Source organism: Pantoea sp. X-Soil-MYKO-1289, assembly GCF_059730625.1.
Genome location: NZ_AP036004.1, coordinates 736,578 through 752,363, shown reverse-complemented (window position 1 = coordinate 752,363; position 15,786 = coordinate 736,578). Strand labels below are relative to the sequence as shown.

Sequence of the window (15,786 nt, the reverse complement as noted above, 5' to 3'; positions counted from 1 at the left end):
GATATAGTTGCTTAATCAGCGACTATATCAACGGGGTTCTCGTGTCCCAGCCCTCTCTGCTCGATCGCCACCATATCCGCCAGCATGTGCGCCACCTGCGCCGCGCCCTGACGCCTGAGCAGCAGGAACAGGCTGCCGCTCTGATGGCGGAACACGCCGTTAACTTCGCCCCTCTCGCCAACGCCAGCCATATCGCGCTCTTTTTGTCGGTAGACGGCGAGCTTAATACCCGTCCGCTTATCGCTAAGCTGTGGCAGCAGAAAAAGCAGGTTTATCTGCCGGTGCTGCACCCTTTCTCCGCTGGCCAGCTGCTGTTTCTGCGCTATACGCCGGAAACCACGCTAACGCCGAATAAACTGCGTATTCCCGAACCGCCGCTCGATATCCGCCAGCTGATTACGCTGGATCGGCTGGATGTAATGATGGTGCCGCTGGTGGCGTTTGACAGCAGCGGGCAGCGGCTCGGCATGGGCGGCGGCTTTTACGACCGCACTCTGCAGAACTGGCGTCGGCACGGTTTTTTACCGGTGGGCGTGGCGCATGACTGTCAGCAGGTGGAGCGATTGCCCGCAGAGGAATGGGATGTGCCGCTGCCCGCCGTCTTGACGCCGTCGCGCCTGTGGCAGTGGGAATAGCAGGCGTGAGCCAGAGGCGGAAACAGACGGGCCGTCTGTGAAAAAAACAGACGGCCCGGTTTCAGTAAAGCGGAATCAGTAGAGCAGACGAGCGCGAATGGTGCCCGGGATCGCCTTCATCAGCTGCAGCGCTTTGTCCGCCAGATCCTGCGGCGCATCGATATCGATAACCACGTAACCCATCATCGGCGAAGTTTGCAGGAACTGCGCAGCGATGTTGATGCCCTGTTCGGCAAAGATCTGGTTGATGGCCGTCAGCACGCCCGGACGGTTTTCATGAATGTGCAGCAGACGGCTGGCGCTGGCGCCGTGCATCGGCAGCGACACTTCCGGGAAGTTGACCGCCGAGAGCGTTGAGCCGTTATCGGAATATTTAGCCAGCTTGCCCGCGACTTCGATACCGATATTCTCCTGCGCCTCCTGGGTCGATCCGCCGATGTGCGGCGTCAGGATCACGTTATCGAACTCGCACAGCGGCGAATTAAAGGGTTCGCTGTTGGTCGCCGGCTCAAGCGGGAAGACGTCGATTGCGGCGCCCGCCAGATGCTTGCTCCCCAGCGCGTCGCACAGCGCCGGAATATCGACCACGGTGCCGCGCGAAGCGTTGATCAGCAACGCGCCCTTCTTCATCTGCGCCAGCTCCTGCGCGCCGATCATATCCTGCGTCGAGGGGGTTTCCGGCACGTGCAGGCTCACCACGTCGCTCATATTCAGCAGGTCGGCCAGGTGGCGCACCTGGGTGGCGTTGCCGAGCGGCAGTTTATTTTCGATGTCGTAGAAAAAGACGTGCATGCCCAGGCTTTCAGCCAGCACGCCAAGCTGCATGCCGATATGGCCGTAGCCGACGATGCCGAGCTTTTTGCCGCGCGCCTCAAACGAGCCGACGGCGTTTTTGTTCCAGATGCCGCGGTGCGCTTTGGCGTTCGCTTCAGGAATGCCGCGCAGCATCAGCAGCATTTCGCCGATAACCAGTTCGGCGACCGAGCGGGTATTGGAGAACGGCGCGTTGAACACTGGAATGCCGCGCGTCGCCGCCGCGTTAAGATCGACCTGATTGGTGCCGATGCAGAAACAGCCTACGGCGACCAGTTTTTCCGCCGCGGCGAAAATCTCTTCCGTCAGTTGGGTGCGGGAGCGGATGCCGATGAAGTGCGCATCCCGAATGGAGGCTTTCAGCGCTTCGTCATCCAGCGCGCCTTTATGGAATTCGATGTTGGTGTAACCCGCCGCGCGCAGATTTTCCAGCGCGCTCTGGTGAACGCCTTCCACCAGCAGGAACTTAATCTTGTCTTTTTCCAGTGATACCTTTGCCATTTCCCCGACCCTATTGTGATTTCAACAATGGCCGCCATAAGCGCGCCTTCTGTCAAAATATCAAAAATTACGCCTGCGGCAATACAACCGTTTGCCTCGCGGTCAGCACGGGCAAGGCTGAGCCCAGCACATTGCCGCACAAAATCGGGAGCTGAACGACGAACAAAGAACGAACCTGCTGTGGATGACGGTTATGTGACATAAGTCACCGAATTTAGGCAGCGAAAGAAAAGATGTTTTGCGCAGGGAAATAACCGGCGCGTTTATCGCGCCGGACAGATCATTTTTCGATGGTTTTTACGCCGTCCGGCGTGCCGATCAGGGCGATATCGGCGCCGCGCGTAGCAAACAAGCCGACGGTGACCACGCCGGGCAATGCGTTGATGCTTTTCTCCAGCGCGACGGGATCGAGAATCGTCAGGTTATGCACATCGAGAATAATATTGCCGTTATCGGTGACGACATGCTGGCGATACTCCGGCAGGCCGCCGAGCTTAACCAGCTCGCGGGCGACGAAGGCGCGCGCCATCGGGATCACCTCGACCGGCAGCGGGAAATGCCCCAGCACGTCCACCTCTTTCGAGGCGTCGGCGATGCAGATGAACTTGCGCGCGACGGCCGCCACGATCTTCTCGCGCGTCAGGGCCGCGCCGCCGCCTTTGATCATCTGCATCTGCGGGTTGATCTCATCCGCGCCGTCGACGTAGATCGCCAGATCGTCGATCTCATTGAGATCGAAGACCGGAATGCCAAGCGCTTTCAGCTTCAGCGTCGAGGCTTCCGAGCTGGAGACCGCGCCCTCTATCTGATGTTTCATCGTGGCGAGCGCATCGATAAAGTGCGCGGCGGTGGAGCCGGTGCCGACGCCGACGACACTACCCGGCTGCACATATTTCAGTGCGGCCCAGCCTACGGCTTTTTTCAGTTCATCCTGGGTCATGATATGTTTAAAACCTGTGCGACAACGAAGTGCGCGTAGTATAAAGCAACGCTCGCCGAATGTGCGCGGCTGTTTCCGCTGACGTGATCGCTTTGGAAGCCAGCCCGCAAAAAAGGCGACGCGCGGCGCAGGGAAAGCGCCTTCGACGCGCGCCAGATGAATTTTTTGTGGCATAGTATCGTCCACCCTGAAGGAGAGAGAACAACAATGAAACGCCCCGATTATCGAACGCTTCAGGCGCTGGACGCAGTGATTCGCGAACGCGGCTTTGAGCGCGCCGCACAAAAGTTATGCATTACGCAGTCGGCCGTATCGCAGCGTATCAAGCAGCTGGAGAATCTGTTTGGCCAGCCGCTGCTGGTGCGTACCGTGCCGCCGCGCCCCACCGAACAGGGACAGAAGCTGCTGGCGCTGCTGCATCAGGTAGAGCTGCTGGAAGAGGAGTGGCTGAGCGACGAGAACGGCGGCACCACGCCGCTGCTGCTGTCGCTGGCGGTTAACGCCGACAGCCTGGCGACCTGGCTGCTGCCTGCGCTGAAAGATGTGCTGGCGGACTCGCCGGTGCGCCTTAATTTGCAGGTCGAAGATGAAACCCGTACGCAGGAACGGCTGCGCCGCGGCGAAGTGGTGGGCGCGGTCAGTATTCAGCCGCAGCCGCTGCCGAGCTGCCTGGTCGATCAGCTTGGCGCGCTCGACTATCTGTTCGTCGCCTCGCCGGAGTTCGCCGCGCGCTACTTCCCCAACGGCGTGACGCGCTCGGCGCTGCTCAAGGCGCCAGCGGTCGCTTTTGACCATCTCGACGATATGCATCAGGCCTTTTTACAGCAGAATTTCGATCTGTCGCCGGGCAGCGTGCCCTGCCATATCGTTAACTCTTCGGAAGCCTTTGTGCAGCTGGCGCGTCAGGGGTCGACCTGCTGTATGATCCCGCACCTGCAGATTGAGCGCGAGCTGGCCAGCGGCGAACTGCTCGATTTGACGCCGGGCCTTTGCCAGCGTCGCATGCTTTACTGGCACCGCTTCGCGCCGGAGAGCCGCCTGATGCGCCGCGTCACCGACGCGCTAATCTCCCACGGCCATCGCGTGCTGCGCCAGGATGATTTAGCGGCCTGAGCAAGCGCGCGCCTTAAGCAAGGTGCGCACGCCACCCGCGTTTGTCTTATTTGTTGTCTGACAAACAATCAAAAAAAGGGGCGCTTAGCGCCCCTTTTCCATTACTGCTGCGTGCCTGCCGCATTCGGCTTGATATCGAACACCACATCCACCTGATCGTCGAAGTGAATGCTCTGCTGCTCGTAGGTCTGCTGCGCGGAGGTATCCGCAGCCGGCGCGGCGGCTTTATACATGCGCGCCATCGGCATCGGCTGATAGTTGGCCACGTGGTAGCGAATGCTGTAAACCGGGCCAAGCTTCGCGTTAAAGCCTTCCGCCAGCGCTGCGGCCTGCTGCGTCGCGTTATCAATCGCCGCCTTGCGCGCCTGCGCCTTATAGCTGTCGGGATTGGTGACGCCCAGCTCAACCGAGCGGATCTCGTTCAGCCCGCTTTTCAGCGCGCCGTCCAGCAGCTCGTTCAGCTTATCCAGCTGACGCAGCGTCACCTGCACCTGACGCACCGCGCGGTAGCCTTTCAGCACCGACTTGCCCTCTTTGGTATAGTCATATTCCGGCTGCGTGCTGAGGTTGGCGGCATCGATATCTTTCTTCTCAATGCCGTTTTTCTGCAGGAAATCAAAATATTGCGCGACGCGGTCGTCGGCCTGCTTTTTCGCGTCCGCGGCGTCTTTAGAGGAGACGTTGACCACGATAGAGAGCGTGGCGATATCCGGGCGCGCATCGACGGTCGCCTGACCGGAGGTCACGACATGCGGGCCGTTCGGCAGTTCGTCGGCTAATGCGCTTAACGGCAGCGCTAAAGCGCCTGTCATGGCGACCAGCGCCAGTGCTTTCAGTTTCACGAAAGTCCTCCTTGGAATCTCTGTTTTGCTGCGGCATCAAAGGCCAGAGCCTGAACGGAATAGTATGCACTGCTAAGAGCGTGTTATACCGCAAAAGTTCGCGTTTTGCTTATCCTGTTCTGCCGCTTTAGGACAATTCAACTCAGAAATTCGCTATTCCCTGCAGCGCCAGCTGGCTGGCGATAATCCACATCACCGCGCCGACCAGCAAATTGATGGCGCGCTGCGCCCTGGCGGTGCGCAAGCGAGGCGAGAGCCAGGCCGCCATCAGCGCCAGCCCAAAGAACCAGAACACCGACGCGCTGACGGTGCCCAGCGCGAACCAGCGGCGCGCCTCCTGCGTCGGCAGTTGCCCGCCCAGGCTGCCCAGCACCACGAAGGTATCGATATAGACGTGGGGATTAAGCCAGGTGACCGCCAGCATGGTGGCGATAATGCGCCAGCGGCTCTGCTTAAGCTCGCCGTCGCTGGCCAGGTCGACATCGCCGCTAAAGGCGCGGCGCAGCGCACTCCAGCCGTACCACAGCAGAAAAGCCACGCCGGCCCAGGTGATCAGCATCAACAGCAGCGGCGACTGGTGCAGCAAGGCGCTGCCGCCGAAGATGCCACCGCAGAGCAGCGCGATATCGCTCAGCGTGCAGAGTGAGGCCGTCATCAGATGGTACTGGCGCTTAACGCCCTGATTCATCACGAATGCGTTCTGCGGGCCCAGCGGCAGAATCAGCGAGGCGCCAAGAGCAAGCCCCTGTAAATACATTGATAACACGGCGTTTTCCTTACATCAGCGAGATGCAAAGGAGTATAAAGAGGCGAGGTTATTAGCGGAAATTGAAAGATTTAATCTGCTATTAGGCAGATTAATAAGGACGGCGCAGGCGCCGTCCTGAGAGGGTTATTCTGCTTTCGCTTCCGCGTCAGGCTGGCTGACGCGATGCAGATGCACGTCCATTTGCGGATAAGGAATGCCGATGCCCTTCGCATCCAGCGCGCGCTTGAAGTTCTTCAGCAGATCCCAGTAGACGTTCTGCAGATCGCCGCTGTTGCTCCAGCAGCGCACCACGAAGTTGAGCGACGAGGCGGCCAGCTCGTTGAGGCCGATCTGCACGCCCATATCCTGCAGCACGCGCGGATCGCTTTTAACCACCTCTTCCAGCAGCGCAATCACCTCATCCACGTCCGCGTCGTAGGCGACGCCGATAATGAACTCGTTGCGACGCACCGGTTCACGTGAAAAGTTGACGATGTTGCCGGCAATAATTTTACCGTTCGGCACCACGACGATTTTACCGTCCGCGCTCTTCAGCGTGGTGGAGAAGATTTGCACGTTGAGCACCGTGCCCATCACGCCGCCGAGATCGACGAATTCGCCCGCGCGGAAAGGACGGAAGGTCACCAGCAGCACGCCCGCCGCCAGGTTCGAGAGCGATCCCTGCAGCGCCAGACCGACCGCCAGACCGGCGGCGCCCAGCACGGCGATAACCGACGCGGTCTGCACGCCGATGCGCCCAAGCGCGGCGATCAGGGTGAAGGCGATAACGCCGTAGCGCACCAGCGCCGACAGAAAGTCCGCCACCGTTTTGTCGATATGACGCGCCACCAGCACCCGGTTGATGCCCCTTGAGATAATGCGCGCCACAATCATCCCCAGGATAAGGATAACCACAGCCGCTACGATATTGACCGCATAGCTGAGGATCAGCGCCTGATTGCGCACCAGCCAGCCGCCGGCGTTATGAATGCCGTCTACGACGTTTAAGTCTTCCATTTGAGAGCCCTGTTGTTGAATTCCCTGCCGGGAAGATCAAATCACAGCCAGAAAATTCCGGCAAACCAGCTATCAAGGGTAATCAACATTGAGCGGATATGCCAAATCTACGTTGAATTTGTTGTAAATTTAGGCTGAATATCGCGACAGCGGCATAAAAAAAGGCCAGATCCGAAGACCTGGCCTTGTTGATTAACCCGCGAAGCGGATTACAGACGATCGATAGCGTTCAGCTCTTTGAAAGCCTGCTCAAGGCGCATGACCATTGAGGCCTGCGCCGCACGCAGCCAGACGCGCGGATCGTAGTATTTCTTGTTCGGGCTGTCCGGACCCTGCGGGTTGCCGAGCTGCGCCTGCAGGTACTCTTCGTTCTTTTTGTAGTACTGCAGAATACCGTCCCAGGTTGCCCACTGGGTGTCGGTATCGATGTTCATTTTGATCACGCCGTAGCTGATCGACTCTTCGATTTCCGCTGCGGAAGAACCGGAACCGCCGTGGAAAACGAAGTCCAGCGCGTTGTGCGGCAGGCCATGTTTCTCACAGACGTATTTCTGCGAGTCGCGCAGAATGGTCGGGGTCAGTTTGACGTTGCCTGGCTTGTAAACGCCATGCACGTTGCCGAAAGAGGCGGCGATGGTGAAGCGCTTGCTGATTTTGCTCAGCTCGGTGTAGGCGTAGTCTACGTCTTCCGGCTGGCTGTAGAGGGCGGAAGCGTCAACGTGGCTGTTGTCCACGCCATCTTCTTCACCGCCGGTCACGCCCAGCTCGATTTCCAGCGTCATGCCCAGTTTGTCCATGCGCGCCAGGTATTTGCTGCAAATCTCGATGTTCTCTTCCAGCGACTCTTCAGAGAGGTCGATCATGTGAGAAGAGAACAGCGGTTTGCCGGTTTTCTGGAAGTGCGCTTCGCCTGCGTCCAGCAGACCGTCGATCCACGGCAGCAGTTTTTTCGCGCAGTGGTCGGTGTGCAGGATAACCGGCACGCCATACTGTTCAGCCATCAGGTGAACGTGATGCGCGCCTGAGATAGCGCCGAAAATGGCTGCGCCCTGCGGCTTGTCGGTTTTGAAACCTTTGCCGGCGATAAACGCGGCGCCGCCGTTAGAGAACTGGACGATAACCGGCGCTTTTACTTTCGCGGCGGCTTCCAGCACGGCGTTGATTGAGTCGGTGCCGACGCAGTTTACCGCTGGCAGCGCGAATTTGTTCTCTTTCGCTACCTGGAAGATCTTCTGAACGTCATCACCAGTGACAACGCCGGGTTTAACGAAATCAAAAATTTTAGACATGATTGTGTCCTGTTTCGTGACCGACTATCCCCTGTGGGGACAGCGCTTTAAACGCCCAACGGGGCAAGTCTTCAGGCGACGCGCCAGGCGTCGCCCCCAAAGGATTACTGCTTAGCACGCTCTTCAAGCATGGCGACCGCAGGCAGTTTTTTGCCTTCGACGAACTCCAGGAACGCGCCGCCGCCGGTAGAGATGTAAGAGATTTTGTCTTCGATGCCGAACAGGTCGATAGCCGCCAGGGTATCGCCGCCGCCTGCAACAGAGAAAGCTTCGCTGTCTGCAATGGCGTTCGCCACGATCTCGGTGCCCTTACGGAAGTTCGGGAACTCGAACACGCCGACCGGACCGTTCCACAGAATGGTTTTGGCTTCTTTCAGCACTTTCGCCATCGCCTGCGCGGTTTCGTCGCCGAAGTCCATAATCTCTTCGTTATCCGCCACTTCGGAAACCTTTTTCACCGTTGCCGGCGCAGTTTCAGAGAATTCCGTGCCGACGCGCGAGTCGGTTGGCACCGGAATGCCATACTGGTCGCGCAGGCCTTTTGCCGCTTCGACGAAGTCCGGCTCATAGAGCGATTTGCCGACGTTGTTGTCGATAGCGACGAAGGTGTTGGCGATGCCGCCGCCGACGATAACGGTGTCAGCGATTTTCACCAGCGACTGCAGCACGTCGAATTTGGTCGACACTTTTGAGCCGCCGACCACTGCTACCAGCGGACGCTCCGGGTTGCTCATCACTTTACCCAGCGCTTCCAGCTCGGCTGACAGCAGCGGGCCTGCGCAGGCGATCGGCGCGAATTTGCCGACGCCGTGCGTCGAGGCCTGCGCGCGGTGCGCGGTGCCGAAGGCGTCCATCACGAAGACGTCGCACAGCGCGGCATATTTTTTCGACAGCGCTTCGTCGTCTTTCTTCTCGCCTTTGTTAAAGCGAACGTTTTCCAGCACCACCAGCTCGCCCGCGCCGACCTCAACGCCGTCGAGGTAGTCTTTCGCCAGGGTAACGTTAGTACCGTTCAGTTTTTCTTTCAGATAGTTAACAACAGGCAGCAGGGAGAATTCTTCGTTGTATTCACCTTCAGTCGGGCGACCCAGGTGAGAGGTGACCATCACTTTTGCGCCCTGTTTCAACGCCGATTCGATGGTAGGCAGAGAAGCACGGATACGTGCGTCTGACGTCACTTTCCCTTCTTTTACTGGTACGTTGAGATCGGCACGGATCAGAACGCGCTTACCAGCCAGATCCAAATCGGACATCTTAATTACAGACATGGTGAACCCTCTCGTTGATTCTCATAAGTTTTGCCAGGCGCAAACCGCGCCTTACCTGAAACCGCTTGCGGCCATCGCTAACGTCGTGTCGAGCATTCGGTTAGCAAAGCCCCATTCGTTGTCGCACCAGACCAGGGTCTTGATCAGGTGCTGACCGCTGACCCGCGTCTGCGTGCCGTCCACAATGGCACTGTGCGGATCGTGGTTAAAATCTACTGAGACTAACGGTAATTCCGTATAGTCAACTATACCACGAAATGCCCCTTCTGACGCGTTTTGCAGCAGCGCGTTGACCTCGCAGGCCCTTACCGCCTGGCGCACGGAGACGCTGAGATCGATAGCCGTCACGTTGATAGTAGGCACACGCACCGCAATCGCTTCGAAGCGATCGGCGAATTTCGGAAAAATACGGCTAATCCCGGCGGCCAGTTTGGTGTCGACCGGAATAATCGACTGACTGGCGGCGCGCGTGCGGCGCAGGTCGCTGTGATAGGCGTCAATGACCTGCTGATCGTGCATCGCCGAGTGGATGGTGGTTACGGTGCCCGACTCGATGCCGAAGGCGTCGTCCAGCAGCTTGATCACCGGGATAATGCAGTTGGTGGTGCAGGAGGCGTTGGAGACGATGCGGTCAGTTTGTTTAAGAGCCTGTTCGTTCACGCCGAACACCACGGTGGCGTCGAGATCGCTGCCGCCCGGATGGGAGAAAAGCACTTTCTTCGCGCCCGCCTGCAGATGCGCCTCGCCGTCCGCCCGGCTGCCGTAGACGCCGGTGCACTCCAGCACCACGTCGACGTTAAGCTCGCGCCACGGCAGCGCGTCGATAGCGGCGTGATGCAGAATGCGGATGGTATCGTCGCCGACCCACAGCAGATCGCGCTCCTGACGCACGTCAAAGGCGAAGCGGCCGTGGCTGGTGTCGTACTTTAGCAGATGCGCCATGCCGGCCGCCTCCGCCAGTTCGTTAATCGCCACCACCGTGATTTCTGCTCGCCGCCCGGTTTCATAGAGCGCGCGCAGCACGTTGCGTCCGATGCGACCAAATCCATTAATGGCAATGCGAACCGTCATATCACCCCAGCAGTTAAATTCAGTGCAAAATCGGACCGTTAGCCTGAGCCAGACGTTCACGTTTGTACAGGAAATTCTCGCGCTTTTGCAACAGCATGCCGTCGGAAAAAACGCCGTCGCAGCGCGAACTGAAACGGTTCAGCTACAATAAAGAGAAGCGGTAATAATTGGAATGCGTCAGATCAAAACAGAATTTAAAAATCTGACCAGGATCACACTTGCTTCACCACTATGGATAAAAAACGAGCGCCAGACGCGATCCGCTTTAGTAAAGTAACCCTGCTTAGCGCCACCCGGCCGAAGAGCGGCAACGGGCGCTTCCTTACAGCAGACAACCTATGAACTACAACCTGCTTTGGTATCTCTGGTTTATCTGGGCCTCCGCTCTGGCGATCTACCTGCTGAGCTGGAGCGTTACGCTGAAGCTGATGTACCAGCATCGCGGACTGCTGCTGGCAGTCGCGGTTGCGTTTATCGCCAGGGCGGCTTCCAGAGGATTAAGATTAAAGAAGGGAATAACCATGTTTAAACGCAAAGAGAACAGTTTTAACGCCAGCTACACCGATACCCCTACGACGGCAACCACGCCGCCAGTGGACGATCTTGAAGAGAGCGTCTCTGTCGCCACCGTGGTGAAGGCAGCGCCTGGCAACGTCACCACCATCCCGGACACCTGCGCCATCGTCGGCGAGATCACCGCAAAGGGCGATGTCCATATCAGCGGCAGCGTAAGCGGCAAAATCACGGCGGAAAAAACCGTGGTGGTGCAGAAACAGGGACGGGTCGACGGCGAGATCTATGCGCAGCGCACAGAGATCAGCGGCGAGCTGAAAGGGCTGTGTCACAGTAACGAAGTGGCGGTTAATGCCGAAGGGTTTATGGAGGGTACCATCGAGTGCGAATCGCTGTCGGTACATCATCAGGGACGCTTCTACGGCTCTTCCGTTCCCTGGCAACAGGAGACGAAAGAGAGTCTCCTGACCGACGCACCTGCCTCCGCCAGTCAGGCATTTCAACTGCATAAAGCGACGCTGCTGTAGCCGTCGCTTTATCGGGTTCGCCCGCCTGCGCGGGCGAACCCCAGGCACTTACAGTACCGCTTTCGCCTGCGCCACAACGTTGTCAACGGTGAAACCAAACACCTCGAACAGCTTCTCAGCCGGTGCAGATTCGCCGAAGGTGGTCATGCCGACCACCGCGCCGTGCAGGCCGGTATAGCGCTGCCAGTAGTCGGCGATGCCCGCTTCGATAGCGACGCGCGCGCCGATCGCTTTCGGCAGCACCGCTTCGCGGTAGGCAGCATCCTGCTTGTCGAAGGCGTCGGTAGAAGGCATGGAAACCACGCGCGCTTTGATGCCTTCGCTGCTCAGCCTGTCGTAAGCCGCGACCGCCAGCTCAACTTCAGAACCGGTGGCGATCAGGATCACCTCCGGCTGACCGTCGCAATCTTTCAGGATGTAGCCGCCGCGCGCGATGTTCGCCAGCTGCTCAGGCGTACGCTCCTGCTGCGCCAGGTTCTGGCGAGAGAAGATCAGCGCGCTCGGGCCATCTTTGCGCTCGATAGCGTATTTCCACGCCACCGCTGACTCTACCTGGTCGCACGGGCGCCAGGTGCTCATGTTCGGCGTGGTGCGCAGGCTGGCCAGCTGCTCGACCGGCTGGTGCGTCGGGCCATCTTCGCCCAGACCGATGGAGTCGTGGGTATAGACCATGATCTGACGGATCTTCATCAGCGCCGCCATACGCGCCGCGTTGCGCGCATACTCCACGAACATCAGGAAAGTTGCGGTGTAAGGCAGGAAGCCGCCGTGCAGCGCGATGCCGTTGGCGATGGCGGTCATACCGAACTCGCGCACGCCGTAGTGAATATAGTTGCCCGCCAGGTCAACGTTGATCGGCTTAGAGCCAGACCACATGGTCAGGTTGCTCGGCGCCAGGTCGGCAGAGCCGCCCAGATATTCCGGCAGCAGCTTGCCGAACGCTTCGATAGCGTTCTGCGAGGCTTTACGGCTGGCGATTTTCGCCGGGTTCGCCTGCAGCTGTTCAATGAATTTCTGCGACTCTTCCTGCCAGTTAGCCGGCAGCTCGTTGCTGACGCGACGTTTGAACTCGGCGGCCAGCTCCGGGAACGCCTGCGCGTAGGCGGCGAATTTCTCGTTCCACTGCGCCTCTTTCGCCTGACCCGCTTCTTTCGCGTCCCACTCGGCGTAGATCTCTGACGGGATCACGAACGGCGCGTGCGCCCAGCCCAGCTGTTTGCGGGTCAGCGCCACTTCGTCGTCGCCCAGCGGCGCGCCGTGTGAATCGTGAGTGCCCGCTTTGTTCGGCGAGCCGAAGCCGATAACGGTTTTGCACATCAGCAGCGAAGGCTTATCGCTCACCGCTTTCGCTTCGTCGATCGCCTTCGCGATAGCGTCCGCGTCGTGGCCGTCTACGCCGCGCACCACGTGCCAGCCGTAGGCTTCAAAGCGCTTCGCGGTGTCGTCGGTGAACCAGCCGTCGATATGACCGTCGATAGAGATGCCGTTGTCGTCATAGAAGGCGACCAGTTTGCCCAGCTTCAGGGTGCCGGCCAGCGAGCAGACTTCGTGCGAGATGCCTTCCATCATGCAGCCGTCGCCCATAAACACATAGGTGTTGTGATCGACGATGTCGTGGCCCGGACGGTTGAACTGCGCCGCCAGCGTGCGCTCGGCGATGGCGAAGCCCACTGCGTTGGCGATGCCCTGGCCCAGCGGGCCGGTGGTGGTTTCCACGCCTGGGGTGTAGCCGTATTCCGGGTGACCTGGAGTTTTTGAATGCAGCTGGCGGAAGTTCTGCAGCTCGCTCATCGGCAGATCGTAGCCGGTGAGGTGCAGCAGGCTGTAAATCAGCATCGAGCCGTGGCCGTTGGAGAGCACGAAGCGGTCGCGATCGGCCCACAGCGGGTTGGTCGGGTTATGGTTCAGGTAGCCGCGCCACAGCACCTCGGCAATATCTGCCATACCCATCGGGGCCCCCGGATGTCCCGATTTGGCTTTCTGTACTGCGTCCATACTTAACGCGCGAATGGCGTTGGCAAGCTCTTTACGAGAGGGCATGTTCTACTCCAGGTCGGATGAATGATTCGCCTGTTTAACGCATTGTTATTAATGGTTTATTAGGCAAAACAAGGAAAAAGTCGCTCATCAATGTACATGAAAATCGGGGCAAAAGTACATGCCGCGCCGTGCTAAATGTCGCCGCTCCGTCTGGCATTTACGGCAATGTCTGCTAGCGAAGTGGCCGTCGACAGGCTATAACCCACTCTTTACCGTATCTGACCCTTTTTCAGATACCTGCTTTTCTGACCTTGTTACCCACAGGATGTACGCATGACGATTAAGACAGGCATCATGGCAATCAGCCTCGCGGCGCTGCTCAGCGGCTGCCAGGGCATGGACAACAACGCGCTGCTGCAGTCGGGCGCGCAGGCTTTTCAGGCCTACACCCTTAACGATGAGCAGGTAAAGCAGCTCAGCGATCAATCCTGCGCGCAGATGGATAAAGAGAACCAGCTCGCGCCCGCCGACAGCACCTACCAGCAGCGCCTGAACAAAATCGCCGCCGCGCTGGGCGACAACATCAACGGCACGCCGGCCAACTATCGCGTCTACGTCACCAAAGATGTTAACGCCTGGGCGATGGCCAACGGCTGCATCCGCGTCTACAGCGGCCTGATGGATATGATGGATGATAACGAGGTCGAGGGGGTGCTGGGGCATGAGATGGGCCACGTCGCGCTAGGTCACACGCGCAAGGCGATGCAGGTCGCCTTCGGCACCACGGCGGCGCGCACCGCGGCCGCGTCTGTCGGCGGCGTGATCGGCTCGCTGTCGCAGTCGCAGCTGGGGGATCTGGGCGAAAAGCTGGTCAACGCGCAGTTCTCGCAAACCCAGGAGTCGCAGGCGGATGACTACTCTTACGATCTACTGAAGAAACGCGGCATCGATCCGATGGGGCTGGCGACCAGCTTTGAGAAGCTGGCGAAAATGCAGCAGGGCCAACAGAGCAGCCTGTTTGATTCGCATCCCGACTCCGAGGCGCGCGCGCAGCATATTCGCGAACGCATCGCGGCGGACGCCGGAAAATAAGCGAGCGCGCGCCGCCCTGCGGCGGCGCGCGTGGGAACTAGCGCTTGAAAAGCTGATCGACCATCGATCCCAGATCGCGCTGCTTGTCGTGCAGGGATTGATCGTCCATCTGCCCCTGCGGCGACATGCGGTCAACCAGGTGCGGCAACAGCTCCGCCAGTTTGCCCGAGGCGCCGTTCACGTCGGTGCCCAGCTTCTGCGCCAGCGACTGCATCGCCTCTTCGCCGAACGCCGACTGCAGCTGCCCGCCGCTGACCGACTGGTTGCTGCCGGTGCCAATCCATGAACTTAAAATTTCGCCCAGGCCGCCCTGCTGGAACTTCTGCAGCAGCACCTGCACCCCGCCCTGCTCCTGCACCCAGTTCCAGACCGCCTGCAGTTCGCCTAAGGTATTGCGTTCGTTGCCGTTGCCTAAGGCGCCGACTAATTCATCAAGTAATCCCATCATGCTCTCCGTTACGGTTAAAACCGGGCGCGCGAGTGCGCCCGGATCCAGGGGTTATTCGCCTTTGTTCGCCGCCTGCACGTGCAGCATATCAAGCGCCAGCGTGGCGGCGGCCAGCGAGGTGAGATCGGCGTGGTCGTAGCCTGGCGCCACTTCCACCAGATCCATGCCGACAATGTTCAGGCCCTGCAGGCCGCGCACCAGTTTGGTCGCCTTATCGGTGGTCAGGCCGCCAATCACCGGCGTGCCGGTGCCGGGCGCGTGCGCCGGATCGAGACAGTCGATGTCGAAGGTCAGGTATACCGGCATATCGCCGACGGTGCGCTTCACTTCCGCCAGGATATCGTCGACGCTGCGATCGTTGACCTGCGCCGCATCCAGCACGTTAAAGCCGAGGCTCTTGTCAAACTCGGTGCGGATGCCGATCTGCACTGAGTGTTGCGGATCGATCAGCCCCTCTTGCGGCGCGGTAAAGAACATGGTGCCGTGATCGAACGTCGGGCCGTTGGAGTAAGTATCGGTATGGGCGTCGAAATGCACCAGCGCCAGCTTGCCGAAATGTTTTGCATGAGCGCGCAGCAGCGGCAGCGTAACGTAGTGATCGCCGCCGAAGGTCAGCATGCGCTTGCCGTTCGCCAGCAGTTTTTCCGCGTGCGCCTGTAATTTGTCAGAGAGATCCTGCGAATCGCCGAAGGCGTAAACCAGATCGCCGCAGTCCACCACGTTAAGACGCTGACGCAGATCGAACTGCCACGGCCAGCGGCACCCTTCCCAGGCGAGGTTGGTGGAGATCTGACGGATCGCGCCCGGTCCCAGACGGCTCCCCGGACGGCCAGAGGTCGCGGCGTCGAAAGGCACGCCGGTGATGACCCACTCGGCGTCGCTGTCGTAAGGCTGGAAGTTGACCGGAAAACGCATGAAGCCGAAGGCGTTTGAAACCAGCGAATTGTCGTACTGATTGCCCAGGGTGTTATACATAAATCATCCTCGCT

Annotated in this window: 15 protein-coding genes; 4 read left to right on the top strand and 11 right to left on the bottom strand. The window is 59.3% G+C overall.

Going from position 1 to position 15,786, the window contains the following annotated elements; all coding sequences use genetic code 11:
- Positions 1-41: 41 nt before the first annotated feature.
- Positions 42-635, top strand: coding sequence for a 5-formyltetrahydrofolate cyclo-ligase (locus AC6I7Z_RS03590; RefSeq protein WP_096073757.1), 594 nt, complete (start codon positions 42-44; stop codon positions 633-635).
- Between the two features lie 75 nt (positions 636-710).
- Here the strand turns inward: AC6I7Z_RS03590 and serA are convergent, their stop codons facing one another.
- Positions 711-1,949 (bottom strand): phosphoglycerate dehydrogenase, encoded by a 1,239-nt coding sequence (gene serA, locus AC6I7Z_RS03585; protein ID WP_033792111.1) that lies wholly within the window; start codon positions 1,947-1,949, stop codon positions 711-713.
- Positions 1,950-2,229: 280 nt separating this feature from the next.
- On the bottom strand, positions 2,230-2,889 hold the full coding sequence (gene rpiA, locus AC6I7Z_RS03580; RefSeq protein WP_497813173.1) for a ribose-5-phosphate isomerase RpiA: 660 nt from the start codon (positions 2,887-2,889) through the stop codon (positions 2,230-2,232).
- Positions 2,890-3,096: 207 nt separating this feature from the next.
- On the opposite strand from rpiA, the gene AC6I7Z_RS03575 reads away from it, so the two are divergent.
- Positions 3,097-4,002 carry a LysR family transcriptional regulator ArgP gene (locus AC6I7Z_RS03575; RefSeq protein ID WP_103794763.1) on the top strand — a complete coding sequence of 302 codons (906 nt, stop codon included), beginning with the start codon at positions 3,097-3,099 and terminating at the stop codon, positions 4,000-4,002.
- Positions 4,003-4,103: 101 nt separating this feature from the next.
- Here the strand turns inward: AC6I7Z_RS03575 and AC6I7Z_RS03570 are convergent, their stop codons facing one another.
- The 6 genes from AC6I7Z_RS03570 to epd all read right to left on the bottom strand — a co-directional run bounded on the left by AC6I7Z_RS03570 (position 4,104) and on the right by epd (position 10,237).
- Positions 4,104-4,844, bottom strand: a complete 741-nt coding sequence (locus AC6I7Z_RS03570) for an oxidative stress defense protein (protein WP_033752213.1) — start codon at positions 4,842-4,844, stop codon at positions 4,104-4,106.
- A gap of 142 nt (positions 4,845-4,986) precedes the next feature.
- Entirely contained in the window at positions 4,987-5,610 is a 624-nt protein-coding gene (argO, locus tag AC6I7Z_RS03565) for an arginine exporter ArgO (RefSeq protein WP_497813172.1), read from the bottom strand.
- A 126-nt stretch (positions 5,611-5,736) separates the two neighbouring features.
- Positions 5,737-6,609 carry a small-conductance mechanosensitive channel MscS gene (gene mscS / locus AC6I7Z_RS03560; RefSeq protein ID WP_048785549.1) on the bottom strand — a complete coding sequence of 291 codons (873 nt, stop codon included), beginning with the start codon at positions 6,607-6,609 and terminating at the stop codon, positions 5,737-5,739.
- Positions 6,610-6,818: 209 nt separating this feature from the next.
- Positions 6,819-7,898, bottom strand: a complete 1,080-nt coding sequence (gene fbaA, locus AC6I7Z_RS03555) for a class II fructose-bisphosphate aldolase (protein ID WP_497813171.1) — start codon at positions 7,896-7,898, stop codon at positions 6,819-6,821.
- Positions 7,899-8,002: 104 nt separating this feature from the next.
- Complete coding sequence (gene pgk / locus AC6I7Z_RS03550) at positions 8,003-9,166, bottom strand: phosphoglycerate kinase (protein WP_033752224.1); 1,164 nt, start codon at positions 9,164-9,166, stop codon at positions 8,003-8,005.
- Positions 9,167-9,217: 51 nt separating this feature from the next.
- Positions 9,218-10,237, bottom strand: a complete 1,020-nt coding sequence (gene epd, locus AC6I7Z_RS03545) for an erythrose-4-phosphate dehydrogenase (protein ID WP_497813170.1) — start codon at positions 10,235-10,237, stop codon at positions 9,218-9,220.
- A gap of 338 nt (positions 10,238-10,575) precedes the next feature.
- Here epd and AC6I7Z_RS03540 point away from each other — a divergent pair, with 338 nt between their 5' ends.
- Entirely contained in the window at positions 10,576-11,277 is a 702-nt protein-coding gene (locus AC6I7Z_RS03540) for a bactofilin family protein (RefSeq protein WP_497813169.1), read from the top strand.
- A 48-nt stretch (positions 11,278-11,325) separates the two neighbouring features.
- Here AC6I7Z_RS03540 and tkt read toward each other — a convergent pair whose 3' ends face one another.
- Complete coding sequence (gene tkt, locus AC6I7Z_RS03535) at positions 11,326-13,317, bottom strand: transketolase (protein ID WP_497813168.1); 1,992 nt, start codon at positions 13,315-13,317, stop codon at positions 11,326-11,328.
- 273 nt (positions 13,318-13,590) lie between these two features.
- On the opposite strand from tkt, the gene loiP reads away from it, so the two are divergent.
- On the top strand, positions 13,591-14,349 hold the full coding sequence (loiP, locus tag AC6I7Z_RS03530; protein ID WP_497813167.1) for a metalloprotease LoiP: 759 nt from the start codon (positions 13,591-13,593) through the stop codon (positions 14,347-14,349).
- Between the two features lie 37 nt (positions 14,350-14,386).
- Here loiP and AC6I7Z_RS03525 read toward each other — a convergent pair whose 3' ends face one another.
- On the bottom strand, positions 14,387-14,794 hold the full coding sequence (locus AC6I7Z_RS03525) for a YidB family protein (protein ID WP_497815391.1): 408 nt from the start codon (positions 14,792-14,794) through the stop codon (positions 14,387-14,389).
- Positions 14,795-14,848: 54 nt separating this feature from the next.
- Positions 14,849-15,772: an agmatinase gene (gene speB, locus AC6I7Z_RS03520; RefSeq protein WP_048785539.1), complete on the bottom strand. Its 924-nt coding sequence runs from the start codon at positions 15,770-15,772 to the stop codon at positions 14,849-14,851.
- Positions 15,773-15,786 lie beyond the last annotated feature (14 nt).

What these genes read in the sequence shown, in the direction of transcription:
- rpiA (WP_497813173.1), bottom strand. Translation starts at nt 2,889, where the DNA reads ATGACCCAGGATGAACTGAAAAAAGCCGTAGGCTGGGCCGCACTGAAA.
- fbaA (WP_497813171.1), bottom strand. Translation starts at nt 7,898, where the DNA reads ATGTCTAAAATTTTTGATTTCGTTAAACCCGGCGTTGTCACTGGTGAT.
- loiP (WP_497813167.1), top strand. Translation starts at nt 13,591, where the DNA reads ATGACGATTAAGACAGGCATCATGGCAATCAGCCTCGCGGCGCTGCTC.
- pgk (WP_033752224.1), bottom strand. Translation starts at nt 9,166, where the DNA reads ATGTCTGTAATTAAGATGTCCGATTTGGATCTGGCTGGTAAGCGCGTT.
- serA (WP_033792111.1), bottom strand. Translation starts at nt 1,949, where the DNA reads ATGGCAAAGGTATCACTGGAAAAAGACAAGATTAAGTTCCTGCTGGTG.
- AC6I7Z_RS03575 (WP_103794763.1), top strand. Translation starts at nt 3,097, where the DNA reads ATGAAACGCCCCGATTATCGAACGCTTCAGGCGCTGGACGCAGTGATT.
- speB (WP_048785539.1), bottom strand. Translation starts at nt 15,772, where the DNA reads ATGTATAACACCCTGGGCAATCAGTACGACAATTCGCTGGTTTCAAAC.
- AC6I7Z_RS03525 (WP_497815391.1), bottom strand. Translation starts at nt 14,794, where the DNA reads ATGGGATTACTTGATGAATTAGTCGGCGCCTTAGGCAACGGCAACGAA.
- tkt (WP_497813168.1), bottom strand. Translation starts at nt 13,317, where the DNA reads ATGCCCTCTCGTAAAGAGCTTGCCAACGCCATTCGCGCGTTAAGTATG.
- mscS (WP_048785549.1), bottom strand. Translation starts at nt 6,609, where the DNA reads ATGGAAGACTTAAACGTCGTAGACGGCATTCATAACGCCGGCGGCTGG.
- epd (WP_497813170.1), bottom strand. Translation starts at nt 10,237, where the DNA reads ATGACGGTTCGCATTGCCATTAATGGATTTGGTCGCATCGGACGCAAC.
- AC6I7Z_RS03540 (WP_497813169.1), top strand. Translation starts at nt 10,576, where the DNA reads ATGAACTACAACCTGCTTTGGTATCTCTGGTTTATCTGGGCCTCCGCT.